Below are 25783 nucleotides of genomic sequence, written 5' to 3'. Positions count from 1 at the left end.
ATCGTTCCCGGCAACCGGACGTCGGTGTCCTGTGGTGGGGTATTCGTGGTGACACCGGCCGGGATGCGGGCACGGCGGAGGATGGGTTTGACCCGACGAGGGGGAGGCGAACAGTGACGCACGGAGCCGCGCGGCGATTCGACCCGGCCGCCGAGGTGCTGCTCGGACTGGCGGTGGCGAGCGGGGAGTCCGGGGACGCGGGCCGGTTGCGGCATCGACTCGGCGAGGTCGATCCGGCCTACCTGGCCGACGCGGCGCTGCCGATCGACGCGCGACGGCAGGCGGTTCGCGATCCGGACGTGCTGGTCCGCCGCGCGGTGGCGCGCAACCCCCGGGCCACGGTGGCCGACCTGGCCGAGTTGCTGAGCCGGCCGGACCCGGTGGTGGATCGCCTGGTGTACCGGCACGCCACCGCGCTGCCGTGGATGCGGCGGGAGATCCTCACCCCGGGCCGGCATGCCGACCCGAACGCGCTCACCATGTTGTGGGAGGAGATCCGCACCTGCGCCGAAGACCCGCCGGATCACCCGCACTTCGTCGGCGCGGCGGTGGTCTCGGGCATCCCGGCGCTGATCGACCACGCCCTGCGCACCTGCGGGTCACGCTTGACTCGGGCCGAGCAACTACGCGGCCTGCTCGGGCTGTTCGCCGACCCGAACCGGCTGACCAGGCTGCTGATGGAGGCAGACTTCGGCGGCCGGGAGCACGCCACCGGAACCGCAACCGAACCCGATGCCGGAGCCGGCCCGGGCCCAAGTGCGACCAACGGCACCGGCACCGTGACCGGCATGGGCGCCGGCACCGGTCTCGAACCCGAAGGCGGCTCCGACCCGGGCGCCGGCCCACTCCCCGCTACCGCGCCGGCCCACACCACCGGCACCGCGATGCCCGCCCCCGATGCACCGGCCGAGCCCGCCAACCGACCGGCCCGCGACACCGACACCGACACCGGTCCCACGGCGATCCGCACCCACGACCTCACCGTTGCCGGCCGCGCCCGTCGCACACCGGCCGAGCCCAACCGGGGGGCGGGACTCGGCACCGACGCCGCGTCCGGAGCCGCCGAGACCGGCCCGGAACCGGCGCTCATACCGGTCCGCCCCGACGTCGTCGCCGTCGCGGTGCGCGCGCCCGGCACACTCGGCCGATCCGAGCGCCGAGCGGCCCGCGCCACCGGATCCGACGCCGCGCCGGCGCCGACCCACCCCCACGACCTCGCCACCGCCGGCCGCACCCACCGCGCACCGGCCGAGCCGGACAGCGGAGCGACCGCCGACGCCGAACCCGACGCAGGAGCCCCGACCGCCCCCGCGCCCACCGCCATCGCTGCTCGCACCCCCGGCGCACCTGCCGAGGGTCGCGCCGGTACCGGGTTCGCCGCCGACACCGCCGCGTCCCCCGGCCGGCCCGACGTGGTCGCCCTTGCCGCTCGGGCGCTCGCGGCCGGGCAAGTGGGCCTGCTGCGGGACGCCGTGCGCGTCGCGGAGGGGAGCGAGGGCCTGGTGGCCGGATTGCGGCGCGGCGAGCCGGAGGCGGTCTGGCGGCGGGACATCGACTGGGAGCGGGTGCTCGCCGCGCATCGGGAGGCGTCGCTGCCAGTGGCGGGGGCGACCGCGCTGGCCGCCCGGGCCGACTGCCCCGAGCACCTGGTGGCCGAGTTGTACCGGGCCCACCCCACCGCCGTGGCCCGGGTCGCCCGGCCCTCGGCCACCCTCCTCGAGGCCGCCGTACGGCTGCCCGGCCACCCCGAGGCCACCTCGATCGCCGCCGCCGCTGCCGCGGCCGGGCTGGTCCGAGCCCGCCACGCGGTACTCGTGTCGACCGTGGTCAGGCCCGCCCGGACGGCCGTCGCGATCCTCGCCGAACTCCCGCAGCCCGGGCCGCTGGGCCGGCTGATCCACCGTCACCTGGGCTCCTCGGCGGCCCGCTGGGCAACCCTGCGCAATACCCTGTCGCGGCATCGGGGCACCTTCGCCGAACTCCTCGCCGGGATCGCCGACGGCTCGATCCCGGCCCCCGCTGCCGCCGTGCCGCCGGCCCTGTCCCGGGTCTGCCGCTTCCTGCTCTACGCCGCCCCCGACTCGGATCTACGCGCGCTGTTGCCGCAATTGCCCGACGAGTTGTTGGGCGACCTGCTCGGCAAGGGGCCGCTTCCCGCACCCGCGCTGGATGTCGCGCTGGCCACCGAGGACCCGAGGGTCTGCGCGGCCGTCGCCCGCAACGCCGGGCTCGACCCGCGTCAACTCGGCCGGCTCGCCGCGCTGGACGAACCGAGCGTCGACGCGGCCGTGTACCGCAACCAGCACACCCCGCTCACCCTGCGCCGCACCATCGCGTCCGGCGTCCCACGCACCCCGGGTCGGACCGAACCGGTGCCGCTGGACCCGGGGTTGCGCGCGGAACTGCTCGACTGCCGGGATCCGCGCCGGCTCAGCCCGCTGGTGGTCAGCGGCGATCCCGAACTCGTGCATGCCGCGCTGTCCGCGTTCCCCTCCGCCGACGCGCGCTGGTTCGCGTTCCTGCGGGTGTGGCAACGCGGCGGCCCCGACGCGGTCCGGCGGTTGGTGGAACTGCTCGGCGGCCCCGGCCACTCCCGGCAGACCGCCACCGTCCTCGACGCCCTCGAAACCCCGGACGGGCCGGGCGGGTTGGGCCCACTGCGGATCGACTACCAGGATCCCGAGGCGCTCCCGCGCGTGTTCGCCACCACCCGAGGGCGCAACGCCACCCGCCGGCTGATGGCCACCCTCGTCCACGAGCCGTATGTCTACGACCTGCCGCGTCTGGTCGCCGGGCACCGCAAGACGCCCTACCCACCCGAGTCGATCGACGAACTCCTGCGCCACGAACACGCCGTCGGCGAACACGCCCGCCTGCTACGACTCGCGGTGGTCAACCGCGCGTGCGGCACCGGCGCCGGGGAGTCCGACCCTGAACCCGTCGACCGGCTCGCCGCGGTCGCCTTCAGGCGGGCCGACGCGGACTGGGTGAACGACTGCGTGGCACACGAACTCCTGGACCCGGTACGGCTGGTGGACACCGCCCGACCGGCCGCCGAGGTGTTGCGGGCGCTGCCCAAGCTGACCCCGGACACGGTGGCGGGGCCGATTCGGGCCCGGCTGGCCGACCTGGTCCGCAGCCGGCTGGCCGGCCATGTCGAGGCGACGGTGATCGGGCTCGGCCTGCTCGACTCGTTCGCGGGCACCGTCGCCGAACTGATCACCGTCGCCGCGCAGGCCGCCGGTGCCCGGCCCGGACCCGCGCAACGGGCCCTGGACGACGCCGAGATCGCCGAATTCGCCCGGGCACAGGCGAGTTCGCCGCCGGCCGGTCGGGACGGCGAGCCGGCCGCGCCCACCCTGCCGACCAGACGCGGCCGGCGGCACACCCCCGACCGGGGCTGCGCGCTGGCCGCCGCACACCTGTTGCGGGCGATGGTGCCGGGTGCGCCGCTGCCCACGGACCCCGCCGTACTCGCGGTGTTGGCCCAGACGCCGGAGGCGGACGTACCCGGCCTGCGGCACCCGGACTGGCTGGTCGCGGCCTGTCAGGCGAGTCCGGCCGAACTCCCGCGCGAGCGCCTGTCCCGGCGCGATCCGGTCGGCTTCCGGGCCACCGCGTCGGCCTCGGTCCGCTACCGCGCGGGCCTGGTCGGCCCGGCCGAGCTGATCGCCACCACGCCGGCCCGTGCGCTGAGCGCGGCCCGCCCGGGCGAGTTCTCCCAGTTGGCCCGGGCCCCGCTGACCCGCGCGGTGCGCGCGCTGCTCGCCGAACGTCTGGGCCACCACCCGCGGCGCTGGTTGGCGGCACTGGACCTGATGGACACCGACGGGAACGAACTCCCGCTGCCGGAACTGCTCGACCGGGTGCCGGCCGACCCGCCGACCCGGCCCGATCCGGCCCCCGCGATGTTGTCCTGCGCGGGCTCCGCGCTGCTGGTCTATGCGGATGTACACGTGCTCCGCGCCGTTGTCCCACTCCTCGGCCCGGGTTCGGCGACCGCGCTGGCCCGGGACGCGGAGCGCAGCCGGCATGTCACGGACGACCTGGTCGAGTACGCCCTGAGTCTGCCCGACGTCGGTCCCGCGCTGGTCCTGGCCGACGGCGACCCGTGGGCGCCGCGCAGCCGATATGTTCGGGAGCAACTGCTGAGCCGGGGTGATCCGGAGCTGGAGGATCGACTGTACGGCGAGGTGAAGCGGCGCGGCGAGGTGACCGAGCGGCGGCGGATCCTGGCCCGCGCGGCCGACGACCCCAGGCCGCTGTCCGCCGCGCTGCGGGCTCGGTTGCTCGATCCCGGCGTGTTCTCCAGGTATTGGGCCGACACACTGCGGGTCACCGTCGAGGCCGCCGACGCCGACGTGGTCGAACTCGCCCTGGAATCGTTGGCCGGCAAGTTGTCGCTGCCGGACCAGTTGCTGGCCGCGCGCAACGTGTTGCGCTTCGGCGGCGCGCCGCGGCTACGCGCGATGATCGACCGTGGCCTGCTCGGATCCGGCGCCGCGAAGGTGGCCGCGAAGGCGCTGGCGGCGCACGAGCAGGCCGCCGAACCCGACGCCGGTCAGGCCGTGTTGACCGCGCGCATCGACCGCGAGTTGGCCCCCGCCCGGCTGGTCGCCAAGCTGCGCACGTGCGAGCGGTTCGCCGATGCCGAGCGTGTCCTGGATCGCCCCTACGCGCGCGACTGGGCGCTGTTGGCCCACGAACACGCCCGCGAGCCGTGGCCCGCCGGGGTCCGGCACGCGCTGGCGAGCCGCCCGGACGCGCCCGACGAGATCGTGCTGGCGATGCTGACCGACCTGTATCCCGCCGAGGCGTTCGCCGCGGCCCGGCGCGGCCCGCGGTTGGCCCGTACGGTCGCCGCGTGGGTCCTGCCCAACGGCGGCACCGCCGAGTGGCACGCCGAGTTGGAGCGGCTGGTGGCCGCGGGCCTGCTCACCGGGTCCGACCTGGTGCACGAAGTGGGCCACGCCGACCGGGTGTTGCGCTACCTCGCGGACGCCCGAGCGCGGGTGGACACCGCGCCGCCGGTGCGCGCGGCGGTCCGGGCCGCGCATGCCGAGATCACCGCGCTCACCGTCGAGTTGCTCGGCACCGAAGACCGGTCGTGGCAACGCCTGTTCGCGGCGCTGACCGAACGCGACGAGCACTGGCGCCGGGCCGAGGGGCCGGCCGCCGGGGTGGCCGCGCTGCTCGCCCACGCGGCCCGCGAGCCGCTGGGGCGGGTCTTCGGTGCTCCGCCGGGCGCGGGCTGACCGCTCGCCCGCGCCGGTGGGGGCGCCCGAGTCGGCGGGGGCCCGCGCCGGCAGGGCCCGGGTCGGGCTCAGCCGGCCAGGTGCTTCTCCAGGTCACCGAGGATCGAGTCGGCCGCGAGCACGCCCAGGCCGAGGTACCAGGTGTCGTCGGGGACGGTGACCGCCTTCCCCTTCTCCACCACGCCGAGCTTCTTCCACAGCGGGTTGTCGGTGACCCGGGCCTGCGCGGTCTTGTCCGCCGGGCCGTAGGTGCCGACGAAGATCCGGTCCGCGTCGGCCTCGGTGATCCGCTCCTCGGACAGTTCCACGGCCAGATCGTCGATGTTCTGGTTGGCCGGGCGCGGCAGGCCGACGTCCTGGAGCACCGTGCCGATCAGCGACTTGTTCGCGTAGAGGCGGATCTTGCCCGGCATGAAGCGGACCATGGAGATGGTCGGCTTGTTCGGGCCGAGCTTGTCGCCGAGCGCCTTGGCCCGGGCCTGGTAGGTGTCCAACTGCCGCTTGGCCTCGGCGGTCTTGTCCAGGGCCGCCGCGTTCAGCAGGAAGTTTTCCTTCCAGGTGTAGCCGGGCCGCACCGAGAACACCGTGGGCGCGATCTTGGCGAGCACCGGGTACTGCTGCTCGGCGCGCAGCTTGCTGCCCAGGATCAGGTCCGGCTTCAGGTTCTCGATCGCCTCCAGGTTGAGGCTGTTGATCGTGCCGACCTTGGCCGGCTTGCCCGCCTTGCCGTCCAGATAGGCCGGGAGTTCCTGGGACCCGTCGGTGAACGCGACGCCGACCGGCTGGATGCCGAGCGCCGCGACGTTGTCCAACTCGCCGGTGTCCAGGACGACGACCCGCTTGGGCTGCGCCTTGAGCGTCACATCGCCCATCGCGGTGCGAATCGTCCGGGGATATTGCCCGGGCGCCGCGTCGGTGCCGAGGCCGGTGGTCACCTGGCCGGCGTTGCCGAACTCCTTGCCGCCGGCCGCGACGGCGGGCTTGCCGCCGCCCTTGTTCCCGTCGGACGAGTCCGAGCCGCCGCACGCTCCGGTGAGCAGGGCGGCGGACAGGGTCACGGCGACGGCGGCGATCCGGCGGCGGGGTATCGGCATGGGTCCTGGTTCCTCGGCTTCCTTGGCACGGACCAGCGGAGCGGACCGGGCGTCACGGCGGGCGACGACCCGGATCACCCCGCTGAGGTAAGGCTTACCTTGCCTCACTCTAAGGGGTGCTCGGTGCGGATCGACCATCAGGGGTGAGATCGGGCACCGCCGGCCCGCTCGCCGCGCCCTGCGTTGACGGCGTGCCGGGGCGGGGCGAGACTCGGGTGGGCCGGCGGGGATTCGGGGAGGTGGGGCGGTGCCGAGAGCCGACGTGGCCGGTCCGGACTTCGCCGCGCTGCGCCGCGAGGAGTACGGCTACCTGGACGAGCAGGGTCTCGTCTACCTCGACCACACCGGCGCCGGACTCGCCGCCCGCAGTCAATGGCGCGCGCATGCGGAGCGGATGTCCCGTACCACCTACGGCAATCCGCACTCCGAACATCCCGCCTCGACCGCCTCCACCGAGCTGATCGAGCACACCCGCCGGGCCGTGCCGGCCCACTTCAACGCCGATCCGGCGCACTACGCGGCGGTGTTCACCGCGAATGCCACCGGTGCCTGCCGACTGGTCGGCGAGGCCTACCCGTTCGGTCGCGGCACCCGCCTGGTGTTGCCGATCGACAACCACAACTCGGTGAACGGGATCCGCGAGTACGCCCGCGCGCGCGGCGCGCGGACCCGCTACGTCGGCCTGACCGGACCCGAGCTGCGCCTGGACGGCGAGGAGTTGGGCGCGGCGCCGGCTCGCCGGCGCGGCCTGTTCGCGTTCCCCGCGCAGAGCAACTTCACCGGCGCCCGGCATCCGCTGGAGTGGATCGGCGCGGCTCGCGAGCGCGGCTACGACGTACTGCTCGACGCGGCGGCGTTCGCGCCCACCAATGTGCTCGATCTGGGCGCGGTGCACCCGGAGTTCGTCGCGGTCAGCTGGTACAAGGTGTTCGGCTACCCGACCGGCGTGGGCTGTCTGATCGCCCGGCGGGACGCCCTCGCGCGACTGCGCAGGCCGTGGTTCGCGGGCGGCACGATCGAGGCGGTCAGCGCGCAGGGCGGCCGGCATCGGCTCGCCGCCGACGAGAGCGCCTACGAGGACGGCACGCTCAACTTCCTGGCCATTCCCGATGTTGCCGAGGGGTTGGCCGTGGTCAACCGGCCGGGCATGCCGGCGATCCACGATCGGGTCGACGCGCTGACCCGGCAACTGCTGGCCGGATTGACCGAGTTGCGGCACCGCGGCGGGGAGCCGATGATCCGGGTGCACGGGCCGACCACGACGGTCGCGCGCGGCGGTACGGTCGCGCTGAACATACTGGACGCTGCCGGACATGTGGTGGACGAGCGGATCGTGGCGCGGGATACGGCCGCCGCCGGGATCTGCGTCCGGACCGGCTGCTTCTGCAATCCGGGCGCGGGCGAGGCGGCATTCGCGATCGGGCGACGCACGCTGCGCGGCGCGGTGTTGCGGACGGCCGCCTCCGGCGGGACGCTCGACGACTACCTGAGCCGACTGGGCCTGCCCTCCGGCGGCGCGGTCCGGGTCTCCCTCGGGCTGCCGTCCACGCGGGCCGACATCGACACGTTCCTCGACTTCGTCACCCGCACCTATCGCGACCGACCGGCGGACGCACGGGGGTTGGCCCCACGGCTGCGCTGCTGACGGGGTTCCGGCGGCGCGGTGCGGGGCTCAACGTCCCGCGCGGGGGCAGCGCCGGGTCAGCAGCGCGGCGGTCGCAGCCACGAACAGCACGGCGCAGCCCGCCAGTACGGCCCAGCCGAGCGCCGGCAAGTGGTCGAAGCTGTCCCCGTAGGAGGCGAGCAGCGGCGGCCCGAGTACCGAACGGCTGTGCTCCCAGCGGCTCGACAGGTCCAGATCGCTGCCGAGCGCCTCGAACGCCCACCGGTTGGTCATCGCATAGCTGAGCGTGTGCCCGACCGCCGGCATCCGCGGCACCGGCACGAACGCGCCGGAGAACAACACCTGCGGAAAGCACAACAGCGGCAACATCAATGTGGCCTGCCCGACCTCGGTGACCGCGGCGGAGGTCAGCAGCCCGAGCGCGAGCGCGGCGGTGGAGGCGAGCAGCAGGGTGACCAGGAGGGATCCGTACACTCCCCAGGATTCGGCGGGCAGCCGGTCCATCGCGCGCAACACCGCGAGCAACAGCAGGTCGGCGAGCGCGAGGATCGGCAGCAGAACGGTGAACTTGGCCGCCAGGTAGGGCCCAACCCGCAATACGGTCAGCCGCTCGCGGCGGACGATCGGCAACTCCACGCAGATCTGCAACAACCCGTAGGTCAGCCCGAAGAAGAAGCCGCCGAATGCGATCCAGAACAGGATCATCGCGGCCCCGGAGGGACTCGGCTCGAACGCATCGAACGCGCCGGGTCGGAACAACGTCGCGAACATGGCCACGATCACCAGCGGCGAGCCGATCAGCATCGCGGCGGTCAGCCGGTCGCGGGTGAGCAGTTCGAGGTCGCGGCGGGCGAGGATGGCCCACTGGCGCAGGGCGGGTCCGGGGCCGGCGGCCGGGCGGCGTGGGGTGGAGTCGGCTTTCGGTTCGGCTTCGGGTTCGGCGCCGGGTTCGCCTCCGGGCTCTCGGACGGTGTCCGCGCCGACCCCCAACTCCGGTTCCAGTGCCCCGACTTCGGGTTCCAGGATCAGCTCCGGCTCGCGTCCGGCGTCCACGCTCGCGCCGCGGGCGGCCACCGCGGCATACACGTCGGCCTCCGTCTCGACGCCGAAGTGTGCGCGCATCGCCCTCGGGTGGCCGACATAGGCGAGTCGCCCGTCCGGGGCCAGGAAGGCCACCCGGTCGCAGCGGGTCAGGTCGGCCGGGGCATGGGTGGTGAGCACGACGGTGGTGCCGGCTCGGGCCAACTCGCGCAGTACGGCCAGCAGTTCCGCCGCAGCGGCCGGATCCAGGCCGGAGGTCGGCTCGTCCAGGAACAACACCCGTGGGCGGGTGAGCAGTTCGACCGCGATGCTCGCCCGCTTGCGCTCGCCGCCGCTGAGCGCGCCGACCCGACGGCCCGCGCACCCGGTCAGCCCCAGCGCGGCCAGGGTGCGGGCGACGGCGGCGTCCACACCCTCGACCACCGGGCCACGCAGCGCGGCGGCGTAGCGCAGGCTGTGGGCCAACGGCAGCGCCCGATGCAGGATGTCGTCCTGCGGTACGTAGCCGAGGCCGTACGCGTCGGGCCGCCCGCCGTCGTGCCGCACGTCGCCGGCGCTCGGCAGCCGGATCCCGGCCAGGGTGTCGAGCAGCGTGGTCTTGCCCGAGCCACTGCTGCCCGCGATGGCCGAGACCTCGCCGGCCTCGGCGACCAGGGAGACGTCCCGAAGTACGGTACGTCCGCCGAGTGTTCGCCCCACACCGCAGGCCACGACCCGCACCCCGTGCTCCCCCATGACCAACTCCCCCGTCGGTGCCCCGAATTCCCGAACGGGTCATGTATAGCCGCTCCGCTCGGCGCGGTCACCCCACCCGCCCTATCGAGGAGCGGGGGGCTCGTCGAGCAGGCGGACCCGGTGGGCGAGGGCGGCGGCCTCGCCGCGGGTGGCCACCTCCAGCTTGGCCAGGATGTTGGACACATGGACGCTGGCGGTCTTGACACTGATGAACAGCGTCTCGGCGATCTGTCGGTTGGTCCGCCCGTCGACCAGGAGACGCAGTACCTCCCGTTCCCGGGGCGTCAGTTCGCCGGCCCGGTGGGCGGGGCGCGTGGTGGATCGCCCGGCCGGTTCGAGCCGGGCGCGGCGGGCCAGCAGCTCGATTTGCTCGCGCAGCGGCGCGGCGCCGAGTCGTTCCGCCGCATCGTGGGCCCGGCCGAGCGCCTCGGCGGCGCCGGCCCGGTCGCCGGCGGCCACCAGCGCGGCACCCAGGTCGACCTGCGCGACGGCGGTCGGATACGGCTGCGTGGTGGTCGCCCAGGCCGCGGCGACCTCCTGCCACTGCGCCACGGTGTCGGTGCCCTCGGCCCGGTCCAGGTGCGCGACCAGGGTGAGCGCCTGGACCCGGTCCAGCTCGCAGTCCACGGCAAGTGCCGTGCCGGCGGCCCGGATCCGGCGCAGCACGGCCCGGGTCTGCTCGGTCGCCTCGTCCTCGGCGTACGCGCGGGTCGCCTCGATCAGCAGCGGCAGGGCGAACCGCTGGTTGCCGATCGGGAAGCCGGCCCGCAGTTCGGCGTCCACGATCTCGCGGACTTCGGCGCGCCGGCCCAGGGCCCGGGCCAGGGCCAACTCGGCGGCGGACTGCGGGATCCGGTGCTGGGCCTCCTGGTAGCCGGCGCGCCCGGCCTCCTGCGCGCGAGCCAGTCGGGTGCTCGCCTCGGTCAGCTTGCCCTGGGCCAAGTGGGCCAGGGCCAGGGCCCGTTCGGCGTGCCCGGTGGCGTAGCCGTCGGGCTGGTACTCGCGTACCTGGTCCACCGCCTCGGCCACCTCGTCCCAGCGGCCGAGCGAGTACAGGCTCTCCGCGAGGTTGCCCAGGACGAACCCGGCGGTGTTGCGGATCACGCCGCGCTCGCGGGAGAGGTCCAGGGCCCGGCCGGCCGCCTCGACGGATTCGGCGTGCCGGCCGATCCCCTCCAGTACGGAGGCCCAGTTGCCGAGCACGTAGACCAGGGTGTCCGGCTTCTCGGCGGACGCCTCGGCGACCCGGACCGCCTCGATCCCGTGCGCCAGGCCCTCCTCGATCTCGCCGATCCCGGCCAGCAGCCAGGACAACGTCTGCTGGGTGGTGGCGACCATGTCGTGGTCGCCGAGGCGTCGGGCCACGTCCAGCGCGCGCCGGGCGATCTGCGGGGCCTGGTCGGCGCGCCCCTCCAGGAACTCCGGGCGGGCCATCCGGATCAGCACGGTCGCGTACTCGGGCGAATCCGGCCGATCCCGCAACAGCCGCTGCGCGTGCTCCAGTTCGGGCATCCCGGGGCCGTGGCCGAGCCGGCTGAGGGTCTTCGACCGCTGGGTCCACAACACCGCCGCGCGGACCGGCTCGCGGTCCTCGTCGACCAGGTCCAACGCCTGCCGCAGCAGCGCGAGTTCGCGATCACCGGAGTTGTCGTAGCGGGCCGCGACGATGGCCCCGTCGAGGACGGCGGCGAGGGTGGTACCGGTGAGCCGCTCGGGGTCGGGCACCTGGTCCCACATCGCGATCGCGCTCTCGTACAGCCCCCAGGCCTCGCCGAACGCGTACCGGTCGGCGGCAGCCGCCGCGGCGGCCACGCTCGCGGGCAGCGCCTCGGCGGGGCGCCCGGCGGCGATCCAGTAGCGGGCCCGGCGCTCCACGTGGTCCCGGTGGAGCGGCAGTTCGCCGCGTGCCACCAGGGCGTCCAGGGCCTCGGCGAACGCGGTGTATCGGCGCATACGTTCGCCCGGGAGCAGGTCTTCCAGCGCCGCCTCGCGGACCAGCGCGTGGCGGAACGAGTAGCCCTCGCCGTCCGGTTCGGCCACCAGTACGTGTCCCGAGACCGCCGCGCGCAGCGCCGTCTCCAGGGTGTCCGGGTCCAGGCCGGCCACCTCGGCGAGCAGGCGGTGTTCGACCCCGATACCGCCGACGGCGGCCAGTCGGACCACTCGGCGGGCCTGCTCGGGCAGTTGCTCGATCCGGATCAGGAGCAGGTCGCGCAACGTGTCGGAGAGGCCGGTGAGCCGGCCGTCGCGGACGCTGTCGGCGAGTTCCTCGACGAAGAAGGCGTTGCCCTCGGAGCGCTCGTACACCTGCCGGGTGAGCGCGTGCGAGGGGGTCTCGCCGAGTAGGCCGGTGAGGTGTTCCTCGACCTGGGGCATGGTGAGCCGGCCCAGTTCGAGCCGGCCGACGGTACGGATACGTTCCAGTTCGGCGACCAGGCGGCGCATCGGGTGGCTGCGGTCCATCGCGTCCGCGCGCAGCGTGCCGACCAGCAGGATTCGGCCCCGGCGCAGCGAGCGGACCAGGAAGGCGAGCAGCTCGCGGGTGGCCGAGTCGGCCCAGTGCAGGTCCTCGAAGGCGACGATCAGGGTGCGGTCCGCGCCGATCCGCTCGAGCAGGCGCAGCGCGGACTCGTAGAGCCGGGCCCGCTCGGGCGGCGGGCCGGCCACGGGTTCGTCGGCGAGCGCGGGCGAGATCCAGGCCAGGTCGCCGCGGCGGTCGCCGAGCATCGGGTCGAAGGTGTCGCCCAGGGTGCCGGCGAGGGTGCGCAGGATCGCCGCGAACGGGGCGAAGGGCAGGCCCTCGGCACCCAGTTCGAGGCACGCGCCGACGGCGACCGAGGTCGGCTCGGGGCGGTCGGCCGCCGCGGCCAGGAACTCGTCGAGGAGGCGGGTCTTGCCGACGCCGGCCTCCCCGGTCAGCAGGACGACCCGGGGCTCCCCGCCGTCGGCCGCATCCAGCGCCTCGACAAGTCGACCCAGCTCGGGCTCACGGCCGACGAAGAGCGGCATACCGACAAGAACAGTCACAAGGCGCAGCTTCCCATGCGGCCCGGCCGGGCGAATCCGCCGGGTGGCCTCACCGGGCCGCCTGCCGGGCCCAGTCGTCCCTGGTCAGGACGTACTCGACCTCACCGTGCTCGGACCCCTCGATCGGCTCGGACCAGTCCTCGAACCAGGTCCGCAGCAGGGTCAGCCCCACCTTCTCCATGACGCGCCGAGAACCGCTGTTGACCGCCATCGTGTTCGCGGTCACCTCCCGCACCCCGAGCTCGGCGAACCCCTTGTCGACCAGGGCACGTGACCCCTCGGTGGCATAGCCGAGCCCCCAGGCGTCCCGGCGCAGCCGATATCCGAGCTCGACCACGTCGGCGCGGTCCTCGGCGACCGGCCGCAACTCGAACCAGCCCACGAACCGCCCACCGACCCGCTCCCGCGCGGCCCAGAAACCGGGGCGACCCCAGGCGGGATGCGCCCGCATGAGCCGCGGCAGCACGGTGTCCCGAACCTCGTCGGCGGGCGTCGCCCACCCGCCGCTGAGGTACCGCATCACCTCGGGATCGGCGTCCAGGTCGACCAGGTGAGTCAGGTCGGACTCGGTGAACGCGCGCAACTCCAGCCGGGAGGTCTCCAGAAAGATCGACACGAAGGCATCCTGACGGAACGGGCGAGCCCGGGCCGGCAAATTTCCGCCGCACACGGCGGCGCGTACCCCTGCCGGGTGGGGGTGGGGTGGGGCTATGGCTTCGGCCGAGGCGCGCGGTCCGGATGGACGTGCGCGCGGGCGCCCTGCATCCCCTCGGCCGAGACTGGCCGCACGGAACCCGAGGGGAAGGAAACCGCCTCGACCGAATCGACCCGCGCCACCAACGCCACGCAAGGAGAACGCCGTGCCCACCGCCACCCGTCGCAACAACACCCCTCCGCCGCGCACCGCGAACAGCGAAGCCGACGTGCTGCGCGGATTCCTCGACGGCAGCACCGGGCGCTGGGCCGCCCCGGACCAGACCCCTGGCCTACAACTCGACCAGTACCGTGCCCAGGTGCCGTCCCGCAATCACGTCCGGGAGGGCGCGCGGCGCCTGGTCGATCCCGGTCAGTCGTACGTGCGGGAAGCGGATCGCGCCGGAGCGGAGCCAGCCGCCGAATCGGTCCAGCCATTCGGCCCGGGTGGCCGCGTCCTCGACGTCGTCGGCACTGAACCCGCGCAGTTCCAGGCGCTTGAGGACGAGTTGGAACGAGTCCAGCTCCACCATCGCCGAGGTGCCGGCGCCGTGTTCGGCGAGTTGCCCGGACAGCGCGCCGATCAGGACGAACCGGGCCGCCGGGCGGGCGGCGGTGACGGCGGCCCGCAGTTGCTCGCCGCCGACGTTGTCGAACAGTACGTCGATGCCCTCCGGCGCGGCCTCGGCCAACTGGTCGGCGATCGGTCCCGCGCCGCGCACCACGGCCGCGTCGTAGCCGAGTTCGGCCACCAGGCGGTCGGCCTTCGCCCGGCTGCCGGTGCTGCCGATCACCCGGCCGGCGCCCAGGAGCCTGGCGAGCTGCCCGGCCATCGAGCCGATCGCACCGGCGGCGCCGGCGACGAATACGGTGTCGCCGGGGCGAATGCGCAGCCCTCGGGTCAGCGCCGCGTACGCCGTCCAGCCCTGGGACAGGTGCGCGATCGGATCGGGCAGCACGTCACCGAGCGGCACGCACTCGGTCGCGGACAGTACGGCGTACTCCCGCCAGCCCAGCCAGTGTTCGACCAGATCGCCCGGGCGCAGCGCGCTGTCGGCGGGCGCGCGGACCACCTCGCCGATCGCCGCTCCGGCGAGCGCGTCACCCGGGCGCAGCACGGGGTACGGAGTGCCCTCGACGGCTCCGCCGATCACCATGCGCATCGACGCGAAGACCCGGAACCAGCGGTTGCGGACCAGCACTTCGCCGGGCCCCGGCACCGGCATCGGCACCTCGACCACGGCCAGATGTTCGGGGGTGGGCAGGCCGGTGGGGTAGTCGACGAGGCGGACCTCGCGGACGGTGGCGGGCAGGGCGGACATGGGTGCTCCCGGGATGTGGGACCGGCCGAACGGGCGACGCGGGTGTCGGCACGGGTGGCGGTACGGGTGTCGGTACACGTCGGCCGGCCGATCGGTCGACGGGTCGGCCGGTGTGTCGGCCGATGGGTCCACCCTGCTGTGGTCGGTGCGGCGGGTCGCGATCCGGCCGGGGATTTGGCGGGTTTCTTCCACCACGGGCCGCCGAAACGGCGGATTCCTCCACACTCGACCACCCTGGCCGCCGCCGCGTCCACGCCGCGACCGAGACCAATTGGACTCGTTCAACCCGCCGTCGGGCCACCGCGCCGCCGGAGAACGATCCGACACAAGAACGCCCCCGCGAGCCGCGTGGCCCGGCCGATCGTGCCGGGTCGCGCCGCTAGGCTGCGGGCGTGGGGTCCGATCTTGTCTGGTATGCCGCGTACGGGTCCAACATGCATGCCGCTCGGCTTGCCTACTACCTGCGTGGCGGTCGGCCGCCCGGTGGGGCCCGGGTCTATCCCGGCAGCCGGGACCCCGCCGACCCGCGCGCGAGCCGCGCCGTCGTACTGCCCGGGCGGTTGTACTTCGCCCTCGAGTCCCCGGTGTGGACCGGTGGGCTCGCGCTGTACGACCCGCTGGATCGTGGTCGCATCCCCGGCCGGGCCTACCTGCTGACCGCCGCCCAGTTCGCCGATCTGGCCGCGCAGGAGATGTACCGCCCGCCCGGGACCGACCTCGACCCGGCCGCCCTGGCGACCACCGGCCGGCTGACCCTGGGCCCGGGACGCTACGAGACGATCGTCCGAGTGGGGGACGTCGACGGCCGCCCGATGCTCACCCTGACCGCCCCGTGGCGCAGCGCCGACGTCGCCTGGACCCCACCCGCCGCCGCCTACCTGCGCCACCTCACCTCCGGCCTGGCCGAAGCGCACGGCTGGTCCCGCCGCCGCGCCGCGCGCTACCTGGCCGGTTGCCCGGGTGCCGCCGGTGCCTGGACCGCCAGGGCGATCGCCGCGCTGGCCGACCCGGGCGCGTGACAACACTCGACCGAGGCCCGACCGAACCTCAGCGATAGTCGGGGTTCTCGAAGTCGTACCGGCACCCCGCGTCCCAGCCGGCCCGCTGGTTGCCGTACGCCGGCATCCCGCCCGCGTCCTTCAGCAGCCGGGCCAGGTGCAGCAGGTTCCAGGTCATGAACGTGGTGTTGCGGTTGGTGAAGTCGTTCTCCGGGCCGCCCGAACCGGGGTCCAGATAGGACGCCCCCGGCCCCACCTCGCCGATCCAACCCGCGTCCGCCTGGGGCGGGATGGTGTAGCCCAGGTGTTGGAGGCTGTACAGCACGTTCATCGCGCAGTGCTTGACGCCGTCCTCGTTCCCGGTGATCAGACAACCACCGACGCGCCCGTAGTAGGCGTACTGCCCGGCGTCGTTGAGCAGGCTCGAACACGCGTACAACCGCTCGACCACCCGCTTGAGCACGGAGCTGTTGTCGCCGAGCCAGATCGGCCCGGCCAGGACCAGGATGTCCGCGGCCATCACCCGTTCGTACAGCGCCGGCCATTCGTCGCCCGGCCAGCCCCGGTCGCTCATGTCCGGCCATACCCCGGTGGCGATGTCGTGGTCCACGGCCCGGATCTGATCGACCGTCACCCCGTGTCGGGTCATGATCCGGCGGCTGACGTCCACCAGGCCCTGGGTGTTGCTGACCTCGGGTGAGCGCTTGAGCGTGCAGTTGACGAAGAGCGCGCGCAGATCGTCGTAGCGGGCGGGCGGGGGTGGTTCGAGGTCGGTCATCGGAGGCTCCCAAGGGTCGGTAGGGGTGTTCGCGGCCAGCGTCCCCCGCCGGCGCCCCGATCCCCGGCACATTCGGCGGCGCGTCGCGGTCCCGACGGCGGTCCCCGACGGCAGTCCCGACGGCGGTCGGCAACGGCGGTCGGCCACGGCGGTCCGCGACCGCTCGTCGGCGATCGTGCCCCGCCGTACGGTCCCGATCCCGCATCATCCGCCGTGATCCGCTCGGATCTGTTGATCACACCGGGCCGGTGGTCTTGGATGGCCGGGTGGTACCGCGGATGTACGACACACATCGCACTGGTGACTCGGGGGTTACACCATGACGACCGATTTCGACTCGATAATCAATCCGGGGATGCCCCGGCCGACCCGGAGTCCGTTCGCCGCGACATCGAGCAGTGCGGCGAACACGCCCAACCCGCGCCCCGGTTGCAAGCCGCAGGCGCCGGATGTACACGTCGAGCCGGGCACGCTCGACACCGCCGCCGGCCGACTGCGCGAGATCGCGGGCGACTTTCGCAGCACCGGCCTCAAGGGCGTCACCGCGCTCGAACCGGTGGCCAAGGCCCTGGCCGGCTTCGACCTGGCCAAGGCGGTCGACGGCGCGCACAACGCCTGGCACGACCGGACCATCGCGGTCGCCGACACACTCGCCGGCCGGGCCGGGAACCTGACTACCACGGCAGGCAATTGGCGTACCACCGAGGGAACCGTCTGCACCAATTTCGGAGGCTGACATGGTCGACTTCATCCACCTGCGTGACGTGGATCTGGGCACCCTCACCACCGCCGCCGAGGTGTGGGCCACACTGCCCGACCGGATGCACACCCAGCACGGCGACGTGGACCGCGACGTGGTCTCCCCACTCGCGAACGGCGCCTGGAAGGGCAGCGAGGCCAACGCCGGAATCGGCGAACTGCGCGGCATGTCAAGCCAGATCGAGGACGCGCACACCGAGGCGGCGGCGCTGCGCACGGTGCTGCTCGACGCGGCGAGCGACCTCAAGACCGCGAAGGAGCACCTGACCAAGGCGATCGCCGACGCGGTCGACCAGAAGCTGACCGTGGACGACACCGGCGGCGTGCACTGGACGGCACCGCCATATGCCCGCAACCTGGCGCCGGACGACTACGACGCGGCCACCAAACCGTTCAAGGAGGCCGCCCAGGGCATCGCGGATCGTATCGGCAAGGCGCTCACCGAGGCCACCGCCGCCGATCAGCGCGCCGCGTTCGCGCTGAACTCGGACACCCGGGGCGACGACCCGAAGCGGTTCAACGGCAAGGCGATCGGCGCGGGTCCGGAGCAGGACGCGCGCCGGGCCACCGAGTTGGCCGACAAGCTGATGATGCTCAGTCCGGCCGAACGCGCCGAACTGCGCAATCTGCTCGCGGCCAACGCCGACGATCCGGCGTTCGCCACGCCTTTCCTGAACCGCGAGGGCCCACGCGGCACACTGTGGCTGACGGGCATGCTCGCCAAGCTCGGCGGCGGCGATGTGCCCAAGGACCAACTGGACGACCTCAAGGCGATGCAGGCCGACCTCGGCCGGATATTGGCCGCCGGCACCGGCAAGGGTCCCGGGCCGCACGTCGACCGCGCCTGGGTCGACGAACTCATGCGCGCCGGGCGGGAGAAGATCGACATCGGGCTGTATTCGTTTCAGCCCTATGGTTACCAACTCCTCGGCACCCTGCTGGACACCGGGCATCAGGACACCGATTTCCTGCGCCTGATCGGCCAGGACATGCGCGCCATGGAGCGGGACGATCCCGCCGTATGGATCAAGAACACCCCGTCGGGTGCGATGTACAACGGGTTCCGACTCGACATCGCCGGCGGACACGGGGCGGGGCTCGACCCGATGACCGGGCTGATGGCCGCCTTCGGCAACAACCCCGAGGCGGCGAAGGAGTTCTTCGATCCCGCCAAACATCCGGGCGAGGTGGCCTACATGCTCAAGGGCCGGCACTGGTTGCCGGACTGGGACGGGGTGGGACCGATCCCCAAGGGGTACAACCCGCCCGGGTACGACCAGTTGGGTCGGGCGTTGGAGGCCGCGGCCACCGGGCAGGTGCCCACCGGGGGGTACGGTCTGCCCGCCGGCGCGCACCCGCCGCACGACGAGACGATGAAGCAGATCATGCGCGACACGGTCGCCGCGCTCGGCGGAGAGGACGGCAAGCAGGGCAAGTTCCCGGCGAACCTGCGGGACAGCGTCGGCAACCTGGTCGCGTCCTTCATGGGCGACGGGGTCTACGACCAACTCGTGGCCAAGGACGCCCAGAACGGGCCGATGTTCCACGACCAGGACCTGATGCGGGTGATCACCGGCGCGGGCAACGACCCGGAGGCATTCGCGGTGATGCACGGCGCGACGGTGCAACACGCCGCCGACGTATTGGCCGCGCATCCGGTGGTCAAGGCGCCCGGCGCGCTGCCCGCGATGGACGTCGACGCCCGGAAGGCGTTCAACGCGCTGGGCACCATGGACGGTCTGCGGGACGAGGCGATCGTCTCGGCCCGCGAGGCGGGGGTCACCGATGCGATGTGGAACCGGAAGTACCAATACCTGGCCGGCGCGCAGATCCTCAGCTACATCCCGCAGGTAGGCATCCCGGCCGGGCGGATGATGGACGTGTACACGGCACACGCGCTGGCCGCGGACACCGCCGGGCTCGAACACAAGTCGGGGCTGAGCCGGACCGAGAACTACTGGAGCGGGTGGTCCAGTTCGAAGGCGATGGCGGAGGAGTACGCGCGCACCAACGACACCAGCCAGTCGGAGATCGCCGATCTGGCGGAGGAGCGGCGCGGCAACGCGATGGACATCGCGGCGCGGCGGTTGGGGCGGAAGTAGGACGGGTCGTTTCGGCTGCTGTTTGGGCTGCTGTTTCGGCTGCTGTTTCGACTTCCGCCGCCGGGTGAGCAGGCCGCCGTCCGGACGTGCCTCGGGCGTCCGGGCGGCGGCTCGCGTGCGGCGTGGTGCGCGGCGCGTGGCGTGGTGGGCGGCGCGTGGTGCGATGTCGGTGCCGTCGGGCAGACTCGGCTGCCCCGAAATGATGGAGAGGCCGATCATGACCGAGCCCAGCGTGCCGCTGCACCGTTCCCCCCGGTGGAGCGCCGACACCCGCACCGCACCCTCGGATCTCGGCGACGAGCGGGAGATCCTGACCGGCTTCCTGGACTGGCATCGGGCCACGTTCGAGCTCAAGTGCGCGGGTCTGGCGGCGGATCTGCTGTCGGAGCGGTCCATCGCGCCGTCCGGCATGTCGTTGCACGGGCTGGTCCGGCATCTGGCCGGGGTCGAACGCTGGTGGTTCCGGATCCAGTTCGCGGGCGAGGACGTGCCGTTGTTGTACTACTCCGACGACGACCCCGACCAGGACTTCGACAGCCTGGCCGGGGATCCCGCCGAGGCGTTCGAGCTCTGGCGGGCGGAGTGCGATCGGTCCCGGGCGATCACGGCGGCTGCGTCGTTGGACGGGACCGGGATTCGGCGGACGACGGGCGAGCCGTTCTCGCTGCGTTGGCTGCTGGTGAATCAGATCGCCGAGTACGCCCGGCACAACGGGCACGCGGACCTGCTGCGCGAGCGCCTCGACGGGGCGGCCGGGATGTGACCCGTCGAGTCGGATCGGGTTCAGGTCGGATCGGGTTCAGGTGGGGTCGGGTTGGCGGGATCGGGGCGCGGTCCAGGGTGTGGTGGGCAGGGGGTACGGGCACGCCGGCGCCGGGGTGCCTCCGTCGACCCGGACGTGGGGGCGCTCCCAGGGGCGGTCCGCGGCCAGGTGGGCGGCTTCGGCGGCCCGCCACAGCCGCCAGAACCAGGCCAGTTGCGGGCCGTCCCGGTCCAGGGTGCGGGCGGCGGCGAGGGCGGGCGGGGTGTCCACGCGGATGCGTAGCGCGGTGACCGGGCCGAGTTCGCGGCGGGCCGCGCCGACACCCTCCAGGATCAGCACCGGCGCGGGCGGCACCTCGCTGTAGCCGCTGATTCGGTAGCCGGCCCAGTCGTAGGTGTCGCAGCGTGCCGGTTCGCGGCGGGCGAGCGGTTCGAGCAGTTGCTCGCGCAGGCGCGGCAGCCAGCCGAAGAAGTCGCCCGGGCGGGCGAAGTCGTCCAGGCGGACGACGGGCGCGCCGGCCAGGTGGGTGGCCAGGGCGTCGGCGAAGGTGGTCTTGCCCGAGCCGCCGATGCCGTCGACGGCGATCAGTCGGGTCGCGCCGATGGACGGCGGCAGTGCGACGACGCGCGCGGCCAGGCGGGTGGGCATCCGGGCAGCCTACGTGGTGTGCGGATCGGGGCCGGCGGGCGGCTCGGGTGCTCTTGTACATTTGTACTTGTACATCTGTACCAGTCGGTGGGTACGCGGTGGGTACGCGGTGCGTGTGGTCGGAGGGGAGGGGTCCGTGGCCTGGCTGTTCCTGGGATTGGCGATCTCGTGCGAGGTGCTCGCGACGAGTCTGCTGAAGAGTACGGAGGGGTTCACCCGGGTGTGGCCGACGCTCACGTGTCTGGCCGGCTACGCGGGGGCGTTCTATCTGCTGACGTTGTCGTTGCGGCAGTTGCAGGTGGGTACGGCGTATGCGATCTGGTCGGGGCTCGGGACGGTGGCCATCGCGTTGATCGGGGCGGTGTTCCTGAACGAGCCGATGACACCGGCCAAGGCGTTGGGGATGGCGTTGGTGATCGCGGGGGTCGCGGTGTTGAACGTCGGCGGTGCGCACTGAGCGCGGCCCGGGATCCGGCGGGGCGGCGGTTGCTGATCCTGCGAGGGGCGTGCGAGGTGATCGCGGAGGTGGGCGTGGGGAACACGACGCATCGCCTGGTCGCGGCTCGGGCCGGGGTTCCGTTGGGGGCCACGACGTACTACTTCGCTTCGCTGGACGACCTGGTCGCGGCGGCCTTGGCGCACGCGTCGGCGGAGACGGTGGAACTGGTCGCCGAGTGGGCGGAGCGGACCCGGGACAGCGACGATCCGGCCGGCGTGCTCACCGCGCTCACCGCGGAGTACCTCGCGGACCGGTCGCGGGCGTTGCTCGAATACGAGCTGTATCTGGCGGCGGCGCGCAGCCCGGAACTACGCGGGTTCGCCCGGGCGTGGGTCGAGGGGGTCGGCGGGTTCCTGTCGCCGCGCGTGGGGGCACGGGCGGCGGCGGGGGTGGTGGCGGTGCTGGACGGGACGATGTTGCAGGTACTCACGTTGGGCGCGGCGTTGGACGAGGGCCAGCTCCGGTGGGCGCTGGGTCGGTGCCTCGACGCGTGAAGTCGGCGGGGGGCTTTTGTCCTCAAACGCCGGACGGGCTGGGTTGCTTGGCCGCCATCGCGTCGGCACGCAGCCTGCGGCTCGGCGTCCTCAAACGCCGGACCGGCTGGGGCTGTTCGGCCGCTGGCGCGTCGGCACGCAGCCTGCGGCTCGCCGTCCTCAAACGCCGGACCGGCTGGGGATGCTCGGCCACCGACGCGTCGGCACGCTGCCTGCGGCTCGCCGTCCTCAAACGCCGGACCGGCTGGAGGCGGCGGCCCGCCTGTCCTCAGGCGCCGGACCGGCTGGGGATGCTCGGCCGCCGACGCGTCGGCATGCAGTCTGCGGCTCGCCGTCCTCAAACGCCGGACGGGCTGGAGGGGTGGTCGACCCCCATCGTGCGGGGGCGCGGCCTGTGGCTCGTCGTCATCGGGCGCCGGATCGATCGGGTGGTCCCCTTGTCCTCGAGTGCCGGACCGGCTGGGGCTGCTCGGCTACCGTCCGCGTCGGCGCGTGGTGTGGGTTCGTTGGTGCGGTAGGGTTCGCGGTGCGAAGGGGAGTAGCCCCGTGAACCGGTTGTCGACATGCTGGAGTCTTTTGGCTCCCGGTGGCCGGGCCCGTGGAAGGTCACGGGTGGGCGAGACCTTCGACCAGGTAATGACATGTCCGCTTTGTCATGCCGGGTCGAGTGGTCCTCCGGCTGCCGAGTGTGGCGCTTCGTGGAGATCCCGGGCCCGGCTCTCGTAGGAAGCCACCCACACATGCATCTCGATCCCCTGGCGATTCTGACCGCCTTCGGGCTGATCTTCGTCGCCGAACTGCCCGACAAGACGATGTTCGCGTCGCTTGCCATGGGCACCCGTATGCGGCCGCTCTTCGTCTGGTTCGGCACCTCCGCCGCGTTCATCGTGCATGTCGCGCTCGCCGTCGGGGCGGGCGGGCTACTCGGGATGTTGCCCGGGTGGATCGTTCAGGTCGTGTCCGCCGCGCTGTTCGGCGTCGGCGCCTTCATGCTGCTGCGCGGTGGCGTGGACGGAGACGACGAGGGCGCCGGCGGCAGGCGGGTCGTCGGTTTCTGGCCGGTGTTCTCGACCGCCTTCATGGCCGTGTTCATCAGCGAGTGGGGCGATCTGACCCAGATCACCACCGCCAACCTGGCCGCGACCAACGGCACCTGGTCGACCGCGATCGGCTCGGCCGCCGCGTTGATGGCGGTGTCCGCGCTGGCGTTGCTCGCCGGGCGGTTCATCGCCAACCGCGTGCCGCTGCAGACGGTGCAGCGGGTTGGTGGCGTGTGCATGCTCGGTTTGGCGATCTGGTCGGTGGTGGAGATCTTCGTCTGAGGTATCGGTCGGATCCGAGGTTCAGTCGATCGGCGAGGGGCGCGGTGGGGTCAGGGCCGCGCGGGCGAGCCGGTCCGGGATCTCCCGGGGGCCGAAGACCGCGACCCGGGTCGGTACGTATGCGGGGGTGTCGGTTCGCAGCGCAGTGACCCAGGCCCGGCCGACCGTGGTCTGCGGAGCGAAGGGCCGCAGGAAGACGAAGCCCACGGCCGGCCACAACAGGAAGTAGCCGATCGTCAGGGGGCCGATGTAGCCCACCGCCAGGGAGACGAAGGTCAGCACGAAGCCGATGCCCATCAGGTTGGTCATGGTGCGGGCGCCACGCTCCGCCGCCCCTTCGGGCAACAGCAGTCCGTCGCGTTCGAGTCGTGCCCACGTCGGTCGCCAACCGGCCGTCGGCGTGGACTCGGCGATCCGAGCCACGACCGACTCGACCGGAGCGGTCCGCTGGGGGCCCACCGCGTCGAACACCATCCGCTCGTACTCGTCCTCCGGTTCGGCCGCGAGCAGCCCGATCGAGTGGTCCTTGCCGATCACCGCCCGCCCCCGACCGAGCATGTGCACGATCGTCACCTGTGCGAGCCGCGTCGGGCCGTCGACCAGCAGGGCGATTTCCCAGATGTCGAGGACACGTCCGGCGGCGGGCGGGGCGGGGTGGCGGCGCAGCCCGGCCAGGCGCCGGGCCCGGACCAGGTGGATCACCGCGACGCAGACCAGACAGGCGTACGCCGACCCGAGGAGCAGCGCGCTGGTCCCCGTCGGCAGGTCCAACCCCCGAGGGTGCATCCACGCCGGGCCGCCCGACAGTCCCTCCGTCGCGATGTGCCCGCCTGTTGCGATTGCGGCAATCATGGCCACCCCCCGGTGGTCCCCCGAGCGGCACGCTCGTCGTGGCGCCCCTGTCCATCACGATGACGCCTTGCCGGGCTCGCGTCCGGGGGAGACCCCTCGTCGCCGAGTCGAGGGTTGCGTCGTTCGGCCCGAATGTGACGTAGAACGCAGGGATGAAACGGACATAAATTATATAGCCGACTTCGGGTCGTAATTCATTTTCGGTGCCCGGCGATCAATCTTGATTATTTTGGGTTACCGGATCGTCACGCCACTCTCCGAGATATCCCCTCGTCACCGCCGGTGCGCCGAGTCCGATGCCGGCCGAGATGTCGCCTTTATTCCGCCTTTACCCCCCGCCCAAAGCCGGCGATTCGGTTGTGAACCCGCATCCGCATTGCCTACCTTTCTCGCCGATTCACCTTTCGGGTGAACCCTGCCGCCGGTACGCCGAATCCCGTCGCCGGCAGCGGGAGCTCTACATCGAAGAATCCGACGGGAGCGGGGGAACCAGGTGAATCGCCGTGGCCGGGATCGTTCCGGTGACGGCTAGGGGTGAAGTCGCGTGTTGCGCGACCGGGCTGCTCCAGTCCGAATCCGACAGCTCACCTCGTAGGCGACAGGAGAGGACCCCATTTCATGCTGTCCGCAAACGCTCGCCATCGCGCCGCTCGACCCGCCAACGTCCGCCGCTTCGTCGCGGCGGTGGGCATCGCCGGCATGGGTGCCGTGCTCCCGGTGGCCGGCGCCGGTGCCGCCCACGCGCAGGTCCCCACCACCGAGCAGGCCCCCTCGGGCGCCTCCGCCGTACTGTCCGCGGCGCCGACCGCCGCGGTCGAGAGCGCCCCGGTCCAGACCGAGGCCCCCGCGGTCGCCGACAAGGCCGCGTACCTGGTCAAGGCCGGCGACACGCTGTCCCAGCTCGCCGTCACCAACCAGATCACCGGCGGGTGGCAGAGCCTGTACGAGCTCAACCGCGAGGTGCTGCCGTCGGGTCCGGACCTGATCGAGATCGGCCAGTCCCTCAAGCTGACCGGCTCGGCCACGGCACCCGCCACGGCCGACACCCCGGCCAAGCCGAGCATCACGGTCAAGCCGAAGAGCACGGTCACCCCCGACCCGGCCACCGCCAAGCCGGCGAGCAAGCCGTCCGCCGACGTGTCGGTCAAGCCCGCCGCCAAGATCCCGGCCCAGCCGAGCACCGGCGGCGGCTCGTCGACCGCGTCGAGCAAGGCCGCCCAGGCCGTGGCGTTCGCCAAGGCGCAGGTCGGCAAGCCGTACGTGTACGGCGCCACCGGCCCGAACGCGTACGACTGCTCGGGTCTGGTCCAGGCCGCGTACCAGTCGGCGGGCGTCTCGCTGCCCCGGGTGACCAACGACCAGTTCGCCGCCGACCCGCACGTGTCGATCGCCAACCTGCAGCCCGGTGACCTGGTGTTCTTCTACTCGGGCATCAGCCACGTCGGCATCTACATCGGCGACGGCAAGATGGTGCACGCCGCCAACTCGCGCAAGCCGGTCGAGATCGCCTCGATCAACACCATGCCGATCGCCGGCGCCACCCGCCCGGCCTGATCGCAACCGGCCCGGCAAGGCTGCCACTGCCTCGCCGACGGGTCGTGAGCCAACCGCACAGCCCGGCAGTGGGATGTGTTCTTCGGCGCCGTGGGGGCCCCCCCCCCCCCCGGCCCCCCCCCCCCCCCGGGGGGGGGGCGCCCCCCCCCCCCCCCCCCCCCCCCGCGCGCCCCCCCCCCCACGGGGAAGGGCCCGCGGGGCCGGGAAAAGCAACACGCCGGCC

General features: G+C 73.0%; 18 protein-coding genes and 1 riboswitch. Of the genes, 10 read left to right on the top strand and 8 right to left on the bottom strand.

Annotated elements, in window-relative coordinates; all coding sequences use genetic code 11:
• The first annotated feature begins 113 nt into the window (after positions 1-113).
• Positions 114-5255 (top strand): hypothetical protein, encoded by a 5142-nt coding sequence (locus ABIA38_RS08545; RefSeq protein ID WP_424637871.1) that lies wholly within the window; start codon positions 114-116, stop codon positions 5253-5255.
• 68 nt (positions 5256-5323) lie between these two features.
• On the opposite strand, the gene ABIA38_RS08540 is transcribed toward ABIA38_RS08545, so the two are convergent.
• Positions 5324-6349, bottom strand: coding sequence for an ABC transporter substrate-binding protein (locus ABIA38_RS08540; RefSeq protein ID WP_424637870.1), 1026 nt, complete (start codon positions 6347-6349; stop codon positions 5324-5326).
• Between the two features lie 247 nt (positions 6350-6596).
• On the opposite strand from ABIA38_RS08540, the gene ABIA38_RS08535 reads away from it, so the two are divergent.
• Positions 6597-7994 (top strand): aminotransferase class V-fold PLP-dependent enzyme, encoded by a 1398-nt coding sequence (locus ABIA38_RS08535; protein WP_424637869.1) that lies wholly within the window; start codon positions 6597-6599, stop codon positions 7992-7994.
• A 27-nt stretch (positions 7995-8021) separates the two neighbouring features.
• Here the strand turns inward: ABIA38_RS08535 and ABIA38_RS08530 are convergent, their stop codons facing one another.
• From ABIA38_RS08530 to ABIA38_RS08515, 4 genes are all read right to left on the bottom strand, one after another.
• Positions 8022-9749: an ATP-binding cassette domain-containing protein gene (locus ABIA38_RS08530; protein ID WP_424637868.1), complete on the bottom strand. Its 1728-nt coding sequence runs from the start codon at positions 9747-9749 to the stop codon at positions 8022-8024.
• A gap of 81 nt (positions 9750-9830) precedes the next feature.
• A complete protein-coding gene (locus ABIA38_RS08525) occupies positions 9831-12776 on the bottom strand; it encodes a helix-turn-helix transcriptional regulator (RefSeq protein WP_424637867.1) in 2946 nt (981 codons plus the stop codon).
• Positions 12777-12825: 49 nt separating this feature from the next.
• The gene (locus ABIA38_RS08520; RefSeq protein WP_424637866.1) at positions 12826-13392 is read right to left on the bottom strand and encodes a GNAT family N-acetyltransferase; all 567 of its coding nucleotides are present in this window, start codon (positions 13390-13392) and stop codon (positions 12826-12828) included.
• Between the two features lie 370 nt (positions 13393-13762).
• On the bottom strand, positions 13763-14791 hold the full coding sequence (locus ABIA38_RS08515) for an MDR family NADP-dependent oxidoreductase (protein ID WP_424637865.1): 1029 nt from the start codon (positions 14789-14791) through the stop codon (positions 13763-13765).
• Between the two features lie 392 nt (positions 14792-15183).
• Between ABIA38_RS08515 and ABIA38_RS08510 the strand changes: the two genes are divergently transcribed.
• Positions 15184-15810: a histone deacetylase gene (locus ABIA38_RS08510; protein ID WP_424637864.1), complete on the top strand. Its 627-nt coding sequence runs from the start codon at positions 15184-15186 to the stop codon at positions 15808-15810.
• Positions 15811-15838: 28 nt separating this feature from the next.
• On the opposite strand, the gene ABIA38_RS08505 is transcribed toward ABIA38_RS08510, so the two are convergent.
• Positions 15839-16567 (bottom strand): flavodoxin family protein, encoded by a 729-nt coding sequence (locus ABIA38_RS08505; protein WP_424637863.1) that lies wholly within the window; start codon positions 16565-16567, stop codon positions 15839-15841.
• Positions 16568-16886: 319 nt separating this feature from the next.
• Here ABIA38_RS08505 and ABIA38_RS08500 point away from each other — a divergent pair, with 319 nt between their 5' ends.
• The 3 genes from ABIA38_RS08500 (at position 16887) to ABIA38_RS08490 (ending at position 20191) form a co-directional block, all read left to right on the top strand.
• Positions 16887-17303: a WXG100 family type VII secretion target gene (locus tag ABIA38_RS08500; protein ID WP_424637862.1), complete on the top strand. Its 417-nt coding sequence runs from the start codon at positions 16887-16889 to the stop codon at positions 17301-17303.
• A 1-nt stretch (position 17304) separates the two neighbouring features.
• Positions 17305-19428: a hypothetical protein gene (locus ABIA38_RS08495; RefSeq protein ID WP_424637861.1), complete on the top strand. Its 2124-nt coding sequence runs from the start codon at positions 17305-17307 to the stop codon at positions 19426-19428.
• A gap of 217 nt (positions 19429-19645) precedes the next feature.
• Positions 19646-20191 (top strand): DinB family protein, encoded by a 546-nt coding sequence (locus tag ABIA38_RS08490; protein ID WP_424637860.1) that lies wholly within the window; start codon positions 19646-19648, stop codon positions 20189-20191.
• Positions 20192-20227: 36 nt separating this feature from the next.
• On the opposite strand, the gene ABIA38_RS08485 is transcribed toward ABIA38_RS08490, so the two are convergent.
• A complete protein-coding gene (locus tag ABIA38_RS08485) occupies positions 20228-20839 on the bottom strand; it encodes a uridine kinase family protein (protein WP_424637859.1) in 612 nt (203 codons plus the stop codon).
• 136 nt (positions 20840-20975) lie between these two features.
• On the opposite strand from ABIA38_RS08485, the gene ABIA38_RS08480 reads away from it, so the two are divergent.
• From ABIA38_RS08480 to ABIA38_RS08470, 3 genes are all read left to right on the top strand, one after another.
• A complete protein-coding gene (locus ABIA38_RS08480; protein ID WP_424637858.1) occupies positions 20976-21296 on the top strand; it encodes a DMT family transporter in 321 nt (106 codons plus the stop codon).
• A 29-nt stretch (positions 21297-21325) separates the two neighbouring features.
• Positions 21326-21832, top strand: coding sequence for a TetR/AcrR family transcriptional regulator (locus tag ABIA38_RS08475; protein ID WP_424637857.1), 507 nt, complete (start codon positions 21326-21328; stop codon positions 21830-21832).
• Between the two features lie 740 nt (positions 21833-22572).
• Positions 22573-23154 carry a TMEM165/GDT1 family protein gene (locus tag ABIA38_RS08470; RefSeq protein ID WP_424637856.1) on the top strand — a complete coding sequence of 194 codons (582 nt, stop codon included), beginning with the start codon at positions 22573-22575 and terminating at the stop codon, positions 23152-23154.
• A gap of 21 nt (positions 23155-23175) precedes the next feature.
• Here the strand turns inward: ABIA38_RS08470 and ABIA38_RS08465 are convergent, their stop codons facing one another.
• Entirely contained in the window at positions 23176-23925 is a 750-nt protein-coding gene (locus tag ABIA38_RS08465; protein ID WP_424637855.1) for a TIGR04222 domain-containing membrane protein, read from the bottom strand.
• A 534-nt stretch (positions 23926-24459) separates the two neighbouring features.
• A riboswitch (cyclic di-AMP (ydaO/yuaA leader) is annotated at positions 24460-24618 on the top strand.
• Positions 24619-24624: 6 nt separating this feature from the next.
• Here ABIA38_RS08465 and ABIA38_RS08460 point away from each other — a divergent pair.
• Positions 24625-25560, top strand: a complete 936-nt coding sequence (locus ABIA38_RS08460; protein ID WP_424637854.1) for an NlpC/P60 family protein — start codon at positions 24625-24627, stop codon at positions 25558-25560.
• Positions 25561-25783 lie beyond the last annotated feature (223 nt).

This window comes from Embleya sp. AB8 (assembly GCF_049739465.1).
Taxonomy (GTDB): Bacteria; Actinomycetota; Actinomycetes; order Streptomycetales; family Streptomycetaceae; genus Embleya.
This window is presented reverse-complemented; position numbering and strand designations above follow the sequence as displayed.